Below are 14525 nucleotides of genomic sequence, written 5' to 3' on the forward strand. Positions count from 1 at the left end.
CCATCAACCCTAGACAAACAGTTATTTACGCCATGGACTCAATAAGCTCCGCAACCAAGGCTGGCACCTCCACACTGGCCAAGCCATAACGGTGATCGCTAAAGGCAGACTCCACTGCGGAGGGCTCAAGATTTATTTCCATGGTCTTCGCCCCTGACAGGGTAGCTTGGCGCACAAACCCGGCAGCAGGATAAACATTGCCCGACGTGCCAATGGCGATAAAAAGATCACAAGCCTCTAAGGCGTCATATATCTCTTCCATTTGCAGTGGCATTTCACCAAACCACACCACATGAGGTCGCAATGCACCACGCAGCCCGCAACATTCGCAGCGGTCATCAATACTGATATCAGTCGATATAGGGTACACAAGATGAGTGTATGCACAGCGCATTTTCAATATTTCACCGTGCATATGAATAATATTTGTGCTGCCCGCCTGCTCGTGAAGATTGTCGATATTTTGAGTCACAACTAACAAGCTATCACCATATACTTTTTCAAGATCAGCTAGAGCTCTGTGGGCAGCATTTGGCTGAATATCATCACCCAATAATTGCGCCCGCCGCGAATTATAAAAGCGCTGTACCAGCACGGGATCCGCAGCAAAACCTTGCGGCGTAGCGACGTCTTCTACACGGTGCTCCTCCCAAAGACCATCGTCAGCACGAAAGGTCTTGATACCTGATTCAGCCGAAATACCTGCACCAGTAAGAACAACAACTCGCTTATAAACCATAACACCTCAATTTAAGTCGCATAAAATATTTGCAGACACTTAGAACCACGGACGCTGACCATGTATATAGGTTTGATCAAAATCTTGATCAGTCTTAGTGATATATAAAATAAATTCTATGAACGCGATAATCCCAATCGCAATAGACGGTAACCCCAGTAATATAAAACCAAACAGGAAGGTTAGTAACATGATAACGCCCTGCTTATTGTAGCCAAGGTAAAACTTGTGAACACCAAATGCCCCAAAGAAAAACGCCAATAGTGCTGCAGCAACTTTTTTAGACGACGCAGTCGCTATGGTTTTATCAATATACAGTTTTGTCGCTTGTTCATTCTCTACAACAAAATCAACAAACAAGCCTGCGGTGGCAGCTTCGTCACTCTGCCATTCACTACCATCAAAGTCATATCGCTTACCGTCGTCCCCAGCAATCACACCTTGTCCGCTAGTCGCCTTATAGTCGAGTATTTTTCCTTTCATACTTTCACCATCATCAATGCCAAATGAGTTATGTTCGAGCTTGGTATGGCTCTTTTAATGCATGCTGCTATTCAGCCTCGATTCAAGCCACCCCAAGCGCGGGGAGTATTTACCAATAACATATCTATTGTGTTCATATTGTTTTTTGCCAAAACAAGGCTTGCCCCTGTTGCGGTTCCAACTCATAAGCATCAAAGCCACAGCGCTGATATACCGACTGAGCGGCGGTGTTGCCCTGCAATACTTCCAAGGTTAACTTACAACAGCCGCGCTGCTGTGCAAGCAATTCTACTTCCGCCATTAATCAGCCAGCTAAGCCTTGTCCTCGGTACTTAGGCAAAACGATAACATCGTGAATATTCAGCAATGGCTTACATGCAAACGTTGAAAACCCCTGAAAGACGGTAGCCAAGCCGGCTGGCTTACGATCACAGTAAATCAACAATGTTGCCGCATTAGTGACACTAGCCAAGGCATCGCACAAACCTGACAGCACCGTCTCTGAGAGCGCTACACCGCCACCCATGGGATCTACAGCATAATGTGCCATTAATAATTCAATTGCTGCACGATCTTCTTTTGCTCTGTAATCGGCAATTCTCACCTCAACCGCTAAACGCTGGTGCTCTTCGCCATTATTGAGTGTATTTTTACTCACAATTAGTCTTTCTCTCCATTTCAACCTACACCACAGCAGATCTATTATCTTGTATTGATTGTTGCCGTTGAAAATCGCTAATACAAGCGCCGATTATTTTCCCTTAACATTCGCAGGCTGGATAATGTCATTCGCAACGCTTTGCACGGTTTCTCGAAACCAACGGTGCGAGGCATCATTTTGCAAACTTTTTGCCCACAACATCCAAAGCGGGATCGGCTCAATATCCGCGGGAAAATGAAACCACCTGATGGCAAAGGCTTTTTCGTATAAATGAAACAATCGAGCAGGTATTACCGCCAAATAATCCGTCGCGGCAACGACTGGCAGCATACTTGTAAAATTCTGAACTTGTGCAGCGCGTTTGCGTGGAAACTCACGCCCGCCAAGTGCGAACTCTAATTGGCTGCGCTCACGACTGCGCAGAGGCAAAAAAACATGTTCTTCGGCTAAGTACTGTGCCATTGACAGAGTCGGGGTGGCGCTAACGCTTAATCTTGGATGTGATTTCCTAGCAATGACTAATAGCTTTTCGGAACCAATTATTTGAGCTTGCACAAGGTCTGATTCAGGTCGCACGTAATCTACAATTAGGTCCACTTCCATCCTCAGCAGGCGAGAAATTGAATCACTCGCCAAGCCATAGGTAGCCAATGACAATCCTGAACCACTTTGTTGTAAGCGCGCCATTAAGGGCCCCAGCGCGACAGATTCAAAATAATTATCGGCAACCACTGAATAACTGCGCTCCGCACGCGCCGGATCGAATTCCTCATTTGGAATCAAGGTACTACTTATTAAAGTAAGTGCTTCACGGATGGGGGAATAAACATCGATGGCCCGTGGTGTTGGAATCATGCCTTGCCGAGTTCTTACAAAAAGCTCATCGTGAAAGGTTAATCGTAACCGCTGCAGCGCCGCACTCATCGCCGGCTGGCTAAGACCAATACGATCCGCCGCACGCGTCAGATTGCCCTCAATCATCAAAGCATCAAAACTAGCGAGTAAATTCAGATCAACAGAACGCAAATTCACCTTATTATCAACCATACAAATAATACTCATACAAAACATCTAATTTACAAATGACTCTAGCACGCTAAGATGTAAATACAAAATAACAATGTCGGTACTTTAGTCATGGATCAATACGTTACTCTGTCAGTCATTATCTTTATCGCCCTGGCATCTCTGTGGGAGTTTCTTGCTGGACGCAACAGTAATGGTAAAAAAAGTAAAGAGGACTGGGGAATGGCGGTGGTAGCGTCCGTCAGTCTCAGCGCGGTGCAAAGACCCGCACTGGTTTTTGCAACAGCGTGGCTGGGACGCTTAATTGTCCCCCAATTTGAAGGTGGTCTTGCGTGGCTACAAGAGGCTTATTTTTGGCCGGTATTACTCGCTTACATTCTCATTGAAGAACTGCTTCATGGCGGCGCACACTGGTTTTCCCACGCTCGCCGCATGAGCTCAAAGCCCATGCTATACCTTCAGCAATTATTCAAAATTGGCCACCGACCCCATCACTTTTCTGGCACCAATGACGGTAAGGGCGAAATCAGTGTTACCCAAACTTTTGTTGAGCACTGGTTGTTTTGGTTTATCATGCCGAATTTCTGGTTCCAATTCATTTGCCTCTATCTAGGCCTTACCGAAATCTTTCTTTTTGGAACCGCATTTAAAGGCTTATGGGCAGCACATAACCATGTGAACTGGAACTATGATCTTTATTTTTTAAATCATCGCTGGGCTTGGGTACGAAACACCATGTTCGCCTTGTGCCATATCCTGACCTTTCCCACCCAACACCATCACCACCACGCCCGAGGTAAAAACTCAGCAAAGAATATGTGCAACTTATTATCACTATACGACTGGTTGCTATTTGGCACCCTCGCCATAGAAACCCGCCGCCCCTCGCAATATGGATGGAAGCAATCGGCCAAGGAAGAGCACAACATTTGGTATCGCTACTTTGCAATCGATATGAAGAAACTCGGTTAAACCGTGCTTTAAGGCCATTTCACACCGCACATAACGTGAAGTGGCTATAAAATCAGCGTATGGAATAGCTCACAAAATCATAAATAAAGGTCAGAATTAGCCTTGTTTTCTGCAAACACATTATACTTCATCCTCCGGTTTTGATAGGATGCTGGCTATCGTGAATATACTGCCGGTATAGCTTTGCCATTCAACATTATAAAAACGAGACAAACTCATGATTCTTTTCTCCCGTTTGCTAACAATAGTAGCCACGTTGGTTATTCCGTTAACGCTCACCGCCTGTGGTGGCAGCTCTAGTTCATCAAATTCAAGTTCTGCACCCAACAGCGGTCAGGCTGAAGTCAAAAATTATTTCGATCAAACCTTAACCGGCTTCGATGACGAAACCATTGCCTTTACCGTCTACATACCTGAAAACCCGCAAGGAGAGTCAGTTCCATTAATTATCCACAGCCATGGGTTTGGCTTATCTAGGGCCAAGAACTTTGAAAACCCTGATCCAATTGAATCATTTCTCACCAACGACATCTCTGGCGATGTAGCCCGACGCGCATGGTTAGAAAATGGCTATTATGTCATTAGCTTTGATCAACGAGGCTTTGGTGAAACGTCGGGAAATATCACGGTTATGGACCCAGATATTGACTGCCGCAATGTTTCGCAAATGATAGATTGGGCTGAACAAAACCTAATCAACTTAAAATTTGACGGTGATGACCCTCTAATCGGCTCCATTGGTTTGTCGTATGGCGGCGGCTTCCAAACCGTGTGTTCCAGCGTCGATAAGCGTTTTGATGCGATTGTGCCGTTAGCAACATGGAGCCACCTTCCGTATAGCTTATACGCCAATAGCACACCCAAAAATATTTGGTTAGATATCCTATCCATTGCATCAATGGGTAAACTCGAACCCTATCTTTTTGAAGCCATTATAGGTGCAACCACCACGGGCGAGATTCAACCCGAAACCGTAACTCGCCTAGCAGGGCATAGCCCATTGTCTTTCTGTAACGGCGAACGCAGTGATGGCAGAACGCTGTCTACCGCCGACGCTCTTTTTATTCAAGGCAGCAACGACGTGCTCTTTAATATTAATGAGGCCGTCGAAAACTACGAATGCTGGAAGGCTCAAGGAAACGAAAGTCACTTATTTATTCAGCGCGATGGCCATATTTTACCGACACTCCAGACTGCCGGGAGACAGATATTATTTGGTACCGACGACACCCTTTATTGTGGAGAAAAGACTTACCGTACCGATGATCTAGCGTTAGATTTTCTAGCATCAAAGCTGACCGGCACAACAGGTATGATCATTCCCGACATCTGCTTCAGTCTGGCAGACCAACAGCTTGGCGTGACAAGTAGTAACATCCAGCGAGGCGGTATTTTAAGCGATGTAGAAGAATCGCAGATTATTCCAGGCGGCCTAAGCAATGTTATTGACTTACTTACCTCACTCCCTCTACAAACTGTATTAAGCACCTTGTCTTCACTGCCTATTGAAGCCTCTACCACCTTAATTGAGGTACTTACCGCTAGTGCCGACCCAAGTTCTTTGGTCAATTATTTAGACGATATTATTAACTTGCTTCCCAATGAATTATTAAGTCAATTAGTGGCAAAAGGTAAATTTATTCCGCTGCAAACAGCAACCGAAAGTGGTCTCCTTGCCGGTATCCCGCTCGCTATGTTGAATGTTGAAGGTGGCAATGGCGATGACAATCTTTTATTTATCGGCTTAGGCAAACAGTCTGTTAACGGTGGTGATGCAAGTCTCATCAATGAGCAAGTCCTCCCAATACGCGGTAGCGGTCTACTCACTGAGGAAATGATTGGGGTATCTACCTCTATCGCAAGTGGCGATGTACTTGGCCTGATGGTATATGGCTTCCATCCTTATTTCACCCATTTGGCAAGCCTTACCCAAGCGCCATTACCCGTCACTATTAGTGGCACAATTGACTTACCGCTAACGACTACTAACGAGTAACCACTGCTCACCCGCTGGCAAACTACTGCAATAACGCCAGCGGGACTCGCTCCTGCTGAAGCACTTCACCGCTAGTACTTCTAATTTGTAAAACCACTACCGGTCCCCTGCCTGTCTGCTCTATTTGAACAGTACCAAAATTATCAACTAACACATTATGTTTCCGAGTCCGCAAGCTATTAATCTCATCAACCGCAGGGCTGTTCTCACCTACCGCAGAATTAAGCCCGCTGCTAGTCAATTCATAGAGAGGGTACATGCTTGCCGTTTGCAGGCGTGATATTTCAGCAAGGTGACGATCACCGCTTAGTAAAACAACACCCTCGGCGCCGCTACTGCCTAACAAAGCGAGTAAGCGCTCACGTTCACGCGGAAAGTTAGCCCATTTTTCAAAGCAATGCTCCGTTGGTAATACTTGAATGCTAGACACCACTAAACGAATATCTGCAGGCTCACTCAACACCTCAGCCAACCACTGCCACTGCGACTCACCCAGTACTGTAGCCCCAGCGGTTTCATTGGCGACAATACCGGTAGGCTGGCAGGCATTGCGATTGTCATCACGTAATATTTCACTTCGATAACTGCGAGTATCTAACATAATCATTTGTATGCGTAATCCCGCTGCGTGAATTACGCGATGGTGATATACACCCGTCTGCACCGAATCACCGATTTCACGAGGATCAAGCTGAAAAAAATCACTAAAATACTGCTTAGACTTCCCTTTGAAAACATAGTCATTTCCGCCGTCATTTAAGCCGTAATCATGATCATCCCAGGTTGCATAGACACCGGTACCGGCCTGCTCAGCAGCCTTTAAAAATCCGGTAAAATCAGCATTAAGCGCTAGGTCCCGATATGCCTGCTGGATACGCTGTGGCTCTCGCTGCTTTAAGTATGGGCCAACATCGGTATATACATTATCGCCAGCAAAAATAAAGGCTTCAGATTGTAAGGCTGATATCGCCTGCCAAACCGGTTGATCCGCCCACTGCCTAAGGCAAGAACCAAAACTAATGGTAACAACATCGCTTAAAGAAGGAGCTGTGGTAGCAGGATTAGATACCCGTGGTGACACAGAACATCCCGAGAAAAAAGAAACTATTAGTAATACAAAAATTGACGCTTTCATGCTCACCGCCTTGTTAAATATAAGCCCTCTTGAGGATTATGTTTTAACAGCAGGCGATGACAATTTAAGGTCAGCAAGGCAACAAGCCAAACATTGCTCTTAGCTCGCCAGTATCAAGGTAAGGTACTCCTCGTTACTTAAAAAGTTTAGAGGTGTTATATAAGTGCTTCCATTTCTGCAAATGAAGCCTGAATACATTCCATAAAAAACTCAATATCAGGCAAAATCGTTTCAGTTGAAATCACATTAAAATACAACTTCCCGTTATAACTTGGCGTCGCTATAAACAGGCCCATACCCTCACCTAACGGCGGCAAACCCGACACACTCTCCAAACGATGACCTGCAATATTAATCGGCTGCGGTGGCCCGGCAACATTTGATACAAATAAATTACACGTTGAGCTTGCTGCAGACGTGGCATTAATCGCTCTTGCAAATAGATATTGCTCGGTAGCGGGGAGGCATTTAGTCACACTTAACAAGATACCCGTAGAAGAAATTTCGCCTTTACCTTTCTTGGTCGCTTCGACAATCTTTCCCAAGCGGACACGAGGATCTGCAATATTAGAATAAATTGGTGCCGTGAACGCACTTAGATTATTACCTGTCTCGGCACCACTCCCAGAACGGGCGTTTACAGGAACCCACGCCACCAAAGAATGAGAATTGAGTTCACCATGCTCGTCCAAATAACGCCGTAATGCACCCGCGCAAACCGATAAAACCACATCATTTACCGTGGCCCCGCTGTAAAGGCTTCGCAAGGCGATTAAACTTTTTAGATCGACACTAATAACATCAAAAATTTTATCGCCAGCAACACTGGCATTAAATCTATTTGGATAAACGCGTTGTCTTTCAGAGGGTTTAGTCTGCAAAAACCGTTTCATAGAAGGCTTCACAAAGGATGTACTCTTTAAAAGTGCGCCACCCAAATCAAGTGTATGACGAAACCGGTTTGTCACTGCTTTTTTGGTAACTGTTGTCCAAGGTAATGCAAAGTTATTACCAGTAAGCGACTGGTCAATAGAGGCTTCTTCTTCCGTCAAAGGAAAGGCCAGATTAAACAGCAACTTAATTATACCTACACCATCTACGGCAACATGATGAAGGCGGATAACAATGCTAAAGCCATCAGGATTTTGCCCATTGCTATTAACACCGGTAAATATCGTAACGTCCCATAGTGGATGATTCATATCCATTGGGCGAGAATGCAGAGCACTGATGGCTGTACGTAATTGCGGCCAATCACCCGGCGCTGGAAGTGGTACTACGCTAAAATGTGCATCTGGTTCAAACTCTTCATCGTCGAGCCAATAGGGATAATCTAACTCCGCCGGCAAACGCACCAAACGATGACTATAGATCGGGTGCGGAGACAATTTCTTTTGAATAAAGGCAATCAACTCTTCGCAATCAACCATCTTCTCCGAGGGAGCGGCGGGGCCATCAAAATTGAGCACCAATGTAATGTGGTTATAATTATCGTCAGTTTCGGTATAAAGAAACTGCGCATCCTGGGGTTTAATCTGTTCCATATTGGTTCTCAATAAACACGGTTAAAATAAGTTACACGAGCGGAAAAGACGCTACACTCTATTCAACAACGGCCGTTGATTTTCCTAAAGTGGATTTATAAATTGCCTCTACTTTGGCCACTTGCTTGTCTAGATTTTCAGGAGTCCAACGGCTAGTATTTATTGGCGAAAGCACTTCCACCTCGACAGTACCGGGGTAATATAAACTGTCACCCTTAGGCGAAACATCCATGGCGTTATGAATTACAATCGGGACAATTGGCACGCCAGCCTGCATCGCAATATGGAATGCCCCCTTTTTAAACGGTAACGGTTTTTTAGAGTGCGTCCGGGTGCCTTCTGGTGCGATCACAACTGAAATATTATCTTGTTTAATCCTATCAATCAGTGGTTCCAGCGCGGCTATTGCACTCTTGCTATTCTTTCGGTCGATTAACACAACGCCGGCATATTCCATTGCTCGGCCAATAAAAGGCATTTTTTTAATCTCAGCTTTACCCACACCGGAAAAATTTCTTCTCAATAGTTTTGAGCAAATCAATACATCTATATCGCTTTGATGATTAAAAATAAAAACAGCGGGCCGTGAAGCCCATAAATTCTTCTCACCAATAATTTCTAACTTTAGACCTGCCACTGCACTTGCTACATCAGCAAACGTCGACATTGAAAAATTGCGAGCCTCTTGCTTAGAACCACTTAAAGCCCAAATGGGTAACCCTGCAACAACGGATCCGACCAAGCTCAATTTGGTGGCGATATTACGAGTCACACCCAAGGTTGAACTGCTTGTTCGGCTTTTAAACGTCCGTGTTGGCCAAGCGCGTGTTTCGGCTATTTCACGTAATTTTTGACTCGGATTTAAAGGGCGAGGATGACCAACATATTCCAATAATTCGATATCATCAGTGCTGTCAGAATAAAAATAACTATCATCTAGGTTAACGTTCTTGGCTTTCGCCAACGCGACAGCGGCATTTACTTTACCAATACCAAAACACAGGGGGCCACCAAGCTCACCCGTGAACATGCCATTGCTTACTTCCATTGTGCTGCAATACACATCGTCAATACCAAGATACTTGGCACAGGGTTCAACCTGATAGGGCGTAGCTGACGATATAATCGCCACCGTGTGACCTTTTCGCATATGCGCTTCGATTAAGGCCCGTGTTTCGGGAAAGATTTTTTTAGCTAAATCCCGCTCAAATATTTTTTGGGCAACATCAAGATAGTCCTGTTCCTTCAGCCCCTTCATACTCTGAGCAGACAGCGACATCAGCGCCGCAAAATCACTATTACCCAAGCCAAACCGAGCAACTGCCTCTACCACCGCCACTATTTCTGATGGTGCTAAATCACCCCGGCGAACCTGTTCGCGAAGAAAACTAAAAACCGAGTAACCCGCAATGATGGTGCCGTCAAAATCAAATATGGCAGCAATCTGAGCCCCCGCAGGTGCATTATCTATTTCTGTGGTGATATCAGTATAAGGTGGCATACCGTTAATGATCCTTGAGTGTTCGTATAAGGTTGATAGTCGTTCATTTGACAATGTATAAGATATTCAGTCCAATACTATTTTTTCTGTAATATTTGGAAAACGTATACCTTGAATACCAGTAAACTGCGCTATATTGTCGCCGTGGATCGCTTTGGCTCAATGACAGCCGCCGCCGCGGCCATTCATGTCTCACAGCCCAGCTTAACGCGAACGGTGGCTGAAGTAGAAAAAGAATTGGGCATTGCTTTATTTGAACGGCGCGCGCGAGGCGTGATAGCAACATCTCAAGGTCGAAATATTATTGACCGTGCGGCGCGAATATTGGCTGACATTGACAGACTTAATATGGATGCCAAGGAATTTCGAAAATACCAAGAATCTCATTTAAGAATCTGTATATCGCCCCCACCGCTTATTACCCTCATGAATCCCGCTTTACCACAATTACTAATACTCTACCCCAAATTAAAAGTGGATATAAAGTCAGTATCAACAGATCAAGCAATCAGTCTTTTACGGGCGGGTGATTCAGATATTATTATTGGTCCGATGAGAGCGCTCGACGAGCGCAAAGAGTTCAAACTTATCCCCTTGAAACCCTTTGATGCCTATTTTTTTACTCGTCGTGATCATCCATTAGCAAAAAAACGTTCAGTGTCGCCAAGGCAAATATTACATTACCCTCTTGTACTTCCCGAGCGAGATGGGGCATCTCCGGAAATCACCAACCGCTTATTTGGAGACATTGAAATACCAGCAGATCACCCAATACATATCATTGGCCATTTCCCACTGGCCTGCGAGGTGGTCGCCGCAACAGATTCGGTCGCAACCGTTGGCCGCACTTATCTCAACAACACTGAGTTCCTAAAGCGCTTCACCATTCTCGGCTTTAGCTCTATCGACAAATTAGATGTGTCATGTGCTCACCGGCAAGCGTTTGAGCTACCCGCTCCGGCTGCGGCCTTAGTGGAAATTCTGTGTTAATAAGCCCAACTTTGCACTACAGAACACAGTACAAACGGCTAAACCGGCAAGGAAATACAAGAAACAATGAAGGGGTTAACAAAACAGCTATTAAGCCACAAGATCGCCCCTTCAAACAAAGTGTGAAGGGGCAACGGCTAGATCAAAGCTTTATAGTTTTCCACGCTTTTCTCGCGGAGAAGACTTTGACCTTGCTTTGGTTACCGGCTTTCTACCGCCCTTATCTCCGGCTTTACTGGTGCGCGGCTTACGGGGGCGCTCGCGCTCAATTGGCATATCGCCGCCGTCATGCACCGAAATATTTAATGCCTGCCCAGCAACCCGAGTGCTTTTTAAGCACTCATAAGCTCCCGAAGATAGGTCAGCGGGCAAATCTACCGTACTAAACTCTGGGTAGATTGAAATTCGGCCAATATTCGCACTGTTAATATTGGCTTCATTGGCAATAGCGCCAACAATATTACCAGCACTAACGCCGTGTTGGCGTCCCACCTCTAAGCGGTAGCGTTGCAAACTAGTGTCAGGCGCCCGCTTGCCCCCACCCGCTTTGTCACGGTTGCGCGATTCGGTCATTAACTTTGGCGCATCCTTCACTAGCAGCGGTTTATCGCCCTGTAGCTGACTTGCAAGTGCAGCAGCAACATCAATTTCTGCCACATCATGCTTAGAAACATATTCCTGCAGCATTTTACGAAAGAAACTAAGGTCTGTTCCAGCAAGCGTATCCGTGATCTTTTGCATAAAGCGATCTACACGCAAGGCATTAATATTCTCTGCTGTAGGTAGACCCATTTCTTCAATCGACTGACGCGTTGCACGCTCAATCGATTGCAGCATACGTCGCTCCCGCGGCGCCACAAACAAGATCGCCTCACCGCTACGGCCTGCACGACCTGTACGGCCAATACGATGCACATAGGCTTCTGTATCATGGGGAATATCGTAGTTAATTACGTGGCTGATACGCTCAACATCCAAACCGCGTGCAGCCACGTCAGTCGCAATAATAATGTCAAGGCGACCTTTTTTCAGATTCTCGACAGTACGCTCACGCTGAGCCTGGGCAATATCACCATTCAACGCTGCTGCAGCGTAACCACGCGCCTGTAATTTCTCCGCAAGCTCAGTGGTAACCAATTTAGTACGCACGAAGATAATCATGCCATCAAAAGGTTCGGCTTCCAGAATGCGCGTTAAGGCATCCAGTTTATTCAAACCGCGCGCCATCCAGTAACGCTGACGTATTGTCACCGCAGTAGAGGTCTTGGTCTTGATCGTAATTTGCTCAGGATTATTCAAATACGTAGTGGCTATGCGGCGAATGGCTGACGGCATAGTGGCCGAGAATAGCGCAATTTGGCGCTTTTCTGGCATTTGCCCCATCACCCATTCAACATCGTCAATAAAGCCCATACGCAGCATTTCATCTGCTTCATCTAAAACCAAATGACTCAGGTCATCCAGCTTTAAAGTGCCGCGACGCATGTGGTCCATCACGCGGCCAGGTGTACCAACGACAACCTGAACACCGCGTTTAAGTGCCGCTAACTGACCACGGTAATCTTGACCACCATAGATGGGAAGAACATGAAAACCGGGCATTTGCGCTGCATAACTCTGCAGAGCCTCCGCTACCTGAATAGCTAACTCGCGGGTTGGGGCCAAAATTAAAGCTTGGGTACGACGACTGTTGACGTCTAAGCGTGATAACAACGGCAGCGCAAACGCTGCAGTTTTACCAGTACCGGTTTGGGCTTGACCAACAAGGTCTCTGCCTGCAAGGATAAAAGGAATTGTCGCCGCCTGAATTGGCGAGGGAGTTTCGTAACCAACCGCTTTCACTGCGGCAAGTACCATGGGTGATAGACCCAAGTCGTCAAAAGTAATAGTTTCCGCTGCCGCGGACGTATCTGAGGGCATAATCGCTACCGTAAAAAATGCAAGAGTCGCCGCAACATTAGACCTCACACTCGGCCGAACGCAGATATGGCGTTGAGGCCGCATTATACCGGCATGAGACAACAAATACCCCCAAACCTTTGGCCTTTTTTGGCATTCGCGGCCTAAGAACAGCCCCAACGACGCATCATCAGCGTATTTTTTCTAATTCAGCCCGTAACTCAGCGCTTAATTGCTGCTTAACCTGAGCGTCAAAATCAAAATAAATCAATACTGCAGTGCCTGTTGCTACAAGCTCATTACGCTGCCAAGCCTCATGCTCACAAACAAATGAGGAACTTCCTATATGGCCAATACGAGTCTTAATTTCGACAGCGTGGCCATAGTAAATTTGCGCAACAAAATCGACATCGATTTTTCGCAAAATCAAATTCCACTGTGTTAAATCCTTACTGGGATTAAATATTTCAAACACCGGCGAGCGCGCTGACTCAAACCACATAGGAACAACGGTATTGTTAATATGACCTAAGGCGTCAGTTTCGCAAAACCGCGGTTCCATAATACTACTGAACATATTGCTTTATTCCTTACCGCCCCAGGCGGAAATAACTACTGAGCAGCCCATCGCAGAAACATACACAGCCAAAGTACATAACTCATTATTGATGCCGGAAATGCTTTGTAGCCCAAATCAGTCCCTCGCTGCCTTTCCAGCGCCGCATACACCAACACCGCACTAACCACACCGTGTAAAATCATCAGCGATAAAGCCTGAGACCAACCATATTCGTGCCCATTCACTGTTAATGGCGTAACTAGGGCCATGGCCACTATCACGCCATTCAACAAACCAACAAAAAACACAATACGAGATAAACTCAATCAATTTTCTCCGGCAAAGCACCCCAAATTACACAACATAGTAATAAATTGTAAAAAAATGACAGGCACTCCCAGCCAACACAAAAAGATGCCATATACCATGAAAATGCACGACTTTCTTGTCAAATACGTAAAAAATTATCCCTGCGGTATAAGCTAAACCACCTGTCAGAAGCAAACTAAAGCCACCATTTGGCAGCGCTGCGCTTAGGGGCTTAATCAGAAACAAAGCCAACCAACCCATTAATAAATAAACACCAATTGACCACGCCCGCCGCCCCGCCTTAGGAATAAGTTCCAACACCATTCCAATTGCCGCCAAAGACCAAATAAGGGCAAACATCCACCAGCCGCCAGACTCTCTAAGCGTGATGACCAAGAATGGCGAGTAAGTCCCAGCAATTAATAGGTAAATAGCCAGATGATCTAATTGCCGATACAGTGCTTTTTTCTCCCCCTTGCTGCTGTGATACAAAGTGGAGAACAAATACAAGGCCACTAAAGAGAAACTGTAAATTCCTAAACCAAGCAGCTCCCAGCTATCACCCAACTGAATTGCAGGCCAAAGCAAGGTGACACCACCCACCACGGCCGCCAATACCCCGAGCAAATGAGAAACACTATTAAACCGCTCGCCTTTATACACTGCTTGTTTCCACCCTAAACATTTACCTCCACCCGAACTCGACTCATT

15 protein-coding genes are annotated in these 14525 nt (G+C 45.8%); 3 read left to right on the top strand and 12 right to left on the bottom strand.

The window, feature by feature from the left end; all coding sequences use genetic code 11:
• Positions 1-25: 25 nt before the first annotated feature.
• The 5 genes from cobB to AELLOGFF_RS11565 form a co-directional block, all read right to left on the bottom strand.
• Positions 26-739, bottom strand: a complete 714-nt coding sequence (gene cobB, locus AELLOGFF_RS11550) for a Sir2 family NAD+-dependent deacetylase (RefSeq protein ID WP_159268883.1) — start codon at positions 737-739, stop codon at positions 26-28.
• A 39-nt stretch (positions 740-778) separates the two neighbouring features.
• The gene (locus AELLOGFF_RS11555) at positions 779-1222 is read right to left on the bottom strand and encodes a TM2 domain-containing protein (RefSeq protein ID WP_159268884.1); all 444 of its coding nucleotides are present in this window, start codon (positions 1220-1222) and stop codon (positions 779-781) included.
• A 133-nt stretch (positions 1223-1355) separates the two neighbouring features.
• Positions 1356-1523: a GNAT family N-acetyltransferase gene (locus tag AELLOGFF_RS18085; protein ID WP_235035708.1), complete on the bottom strand. Its 168-nt coding sequence runs from the start codon at positions 1521-1523 to the stop codon at positions 1356-1358.
• Positions 1524-1526: 3 nt separating this feature from the next.
• Entirely contained in the window at positions 1527-1880 is a 354-nt protein-coding gene (locus AELLOGFF_RS18090) for a hypothetical protein (RefSeq protein ID WP_235035709.1), read from the bottom strand.
• Positions 1881-1973: 93 nt separating this feature from the next.
• Positions 1974-2945 carry a LysR substrate-binding domain-containing protein gene (locus AELLOGFF_RS11565; RefSeq protein ID WP_159268885.1) on the bottom strand — a complete coding sequence of 324 codons (972 nt, stop codon included), beginning with the start codon at positions 2943-2945 and terminating at the stop codon, positions 1974-1976.
• 75 nt (positions 2946-3020) lie between these two features.
• Between AELLOGFF_RS11565 and AELLOGFF_RS11570 the strand changes: the two genes are divergently transcribed.
• Together AELLOGFF_RS11570 and AELLOGFF_RS11575 are read left to right on the top strand one after the other, a co-directional pair.
• A complete protein-coding gene (locus tag AELLOGFF_RS11570) occupies positions 3021-3881 on the top strand; it encodes a sterol desaturase family protein (RefSeq protein WP_159268886.1) in 861 nt (286 codons plus the stop codon).
• Between the two features lie 217 nt (positions 3882-4098).
• Positions 4099-5877: an alpha/beta hydrolase gene (locus AELLOGFF_RS11575; protein WP_159268887.1), complete on the top strand. Its 1779-nt coding sequence runs from the start codon at positions 4099-4101 to the stop codon at positions 5875-5877.
• Positions 5878-5899: 22 nt separating this feature from the next.
• On the opposite strand, the gene AELLOGFF_RS11580 is transcribed toward AELLOGFF_RS11575, so the two are convergent.
• The 3 genes from AELLOGFF_RS11580 to AELLOGFF_RS11590 all read right to left on the bottom strand — a co-directional run bounded on the left by AELLOGFF_RS11580 (position 5900) and on the right by AELLOGFF_RS11590 (position 10057).
• Positions 5900-7012 carry an alkaline phosphatase D family protein gene (locus AELLOGFF_RS11580; protein ID WP_159268888.1) on the bottom strand — a complete coding sequence of 371 codons (1113 nt, stop codon included), beginning with the start codon at positions 7010-7012 and terminating at the stop codon, positions 5900-5902.
• A gap of 155 nt (positions 7013-7167) precedes the next feature.
• The gene (locus AELLOGFF_RS11585) at positions 7168-8556 is read right to left on the bottom strand and encodes a wax ester/triacylglycerol synthase domain-containing protein (RefSeq protein WP_159268889.1); all 1389 of its coding nucleotides are present in this window, start codon (positions 8554-8556) and stop codon (positions 7168-7170) included.
• A 58-nt stretch (positions 8557-8614) separates the two neighbouring features.
• Positions 8615-10057 carry an HAD-IB family hydrolase gene (locus tag AELLOGFF_RS11590; RefSeq protein ID WP_159268890.1) on the bottom strand — a complete coding sequence of 481 codons (1443 nt, stop codon included), beginning with the start codon at positions 10055-10057 and terminating at the stop codon, positions 8615-8617.
• A gap of 111 nt (positions 10058-10168) precedes the next feature.
• On the opposite strand from AELLOGFF_RS11590, the gene AELLOGFF_RS11595 reads away from it, so the two are divergent.
• Entirely contained in the window at positions 10169-11047 is an 879-nt protein-coding gene (locus tag AELLOGFF_RS11595) for a LysR family transcriptional regulator (protein WP_159268891.1), read from the top strand.
• A gap of 150 nt (positions 11048-11197) precedes the next feature.
• On the opposite strand, the gene AELLOGFF_RS11600 is transcribed toward AELLOGFF_RS11595, so the two are convergent.
• The 4 genes from AELLOGFF_RS11600 to trhA all read right to left on the bottom strand — a co-directional run bounded on the left by AELLOGFF_RS11600 (position 11198) and on the right by trhA (position 14477).
• Positions 11198-12967, bottom strand: coding sequence for a DEAD/DEAH box helicase (locus AELLOGFF_RS11600; RefSeq protein ID WP_235035710.1), 1770 nt, complete (start codon positions 12965-12967; stop codon positions 11198-11200).
• A gap of 169 nt (positions 12968-13136) precedes the next feature.
• A complete protein-coding gene (locus AELLOGFF_RS11605) occupies positions 13137-13523 on the bottom strand; it encodes an acyl-CoA thioesterase (protein ID WP_159268892.1) in 387 nt (128 codons plus the stop codon).
• A gap of 35 nt (positions 13524-13558) precedes the next feature.
• Positions 13559-13831 carry a hypothetical protein gene (locus AELLOGFF_RS11610; protein ID WP_159268893.1) on the bottom strand — a complete coding sequence of 91 codons (273 nt, stop codon included), beginning with the start codon at positions 13829-13831 and terminating at the stop codon, positions 13559-13561.
• A 28-nt stretch (positions 13832-13859) separates the two neighbouring features.
• The gene (gene trhA, locus AELLOGFF_RS11615; RefSeq protein WP_159268894.1) at positions 13860-14477 is read right to left on the bottom strand and encodes a PAQR family membrane homeostasis protein TrhA; all 618 of its coding nucleotides are present in this window, start codon (positions 14475-14477) and stop codon (positions 13860-13862) included.
• Positions 14478-14525: the final 48 nt, after the last annotated feature.

The sequence above is a fragment of the Zhongshania aliphaticivorans genome, assembly GCF_902705875.1.
Taxonomy (GTDB): domain Bacteria; phylum Pseudomonadota; class Gammaproteobacteria; order Pseudomonadales; family Spongiibacteraceae; genus Spongiibacter; species Spongiibacter aliphaticivorans_A.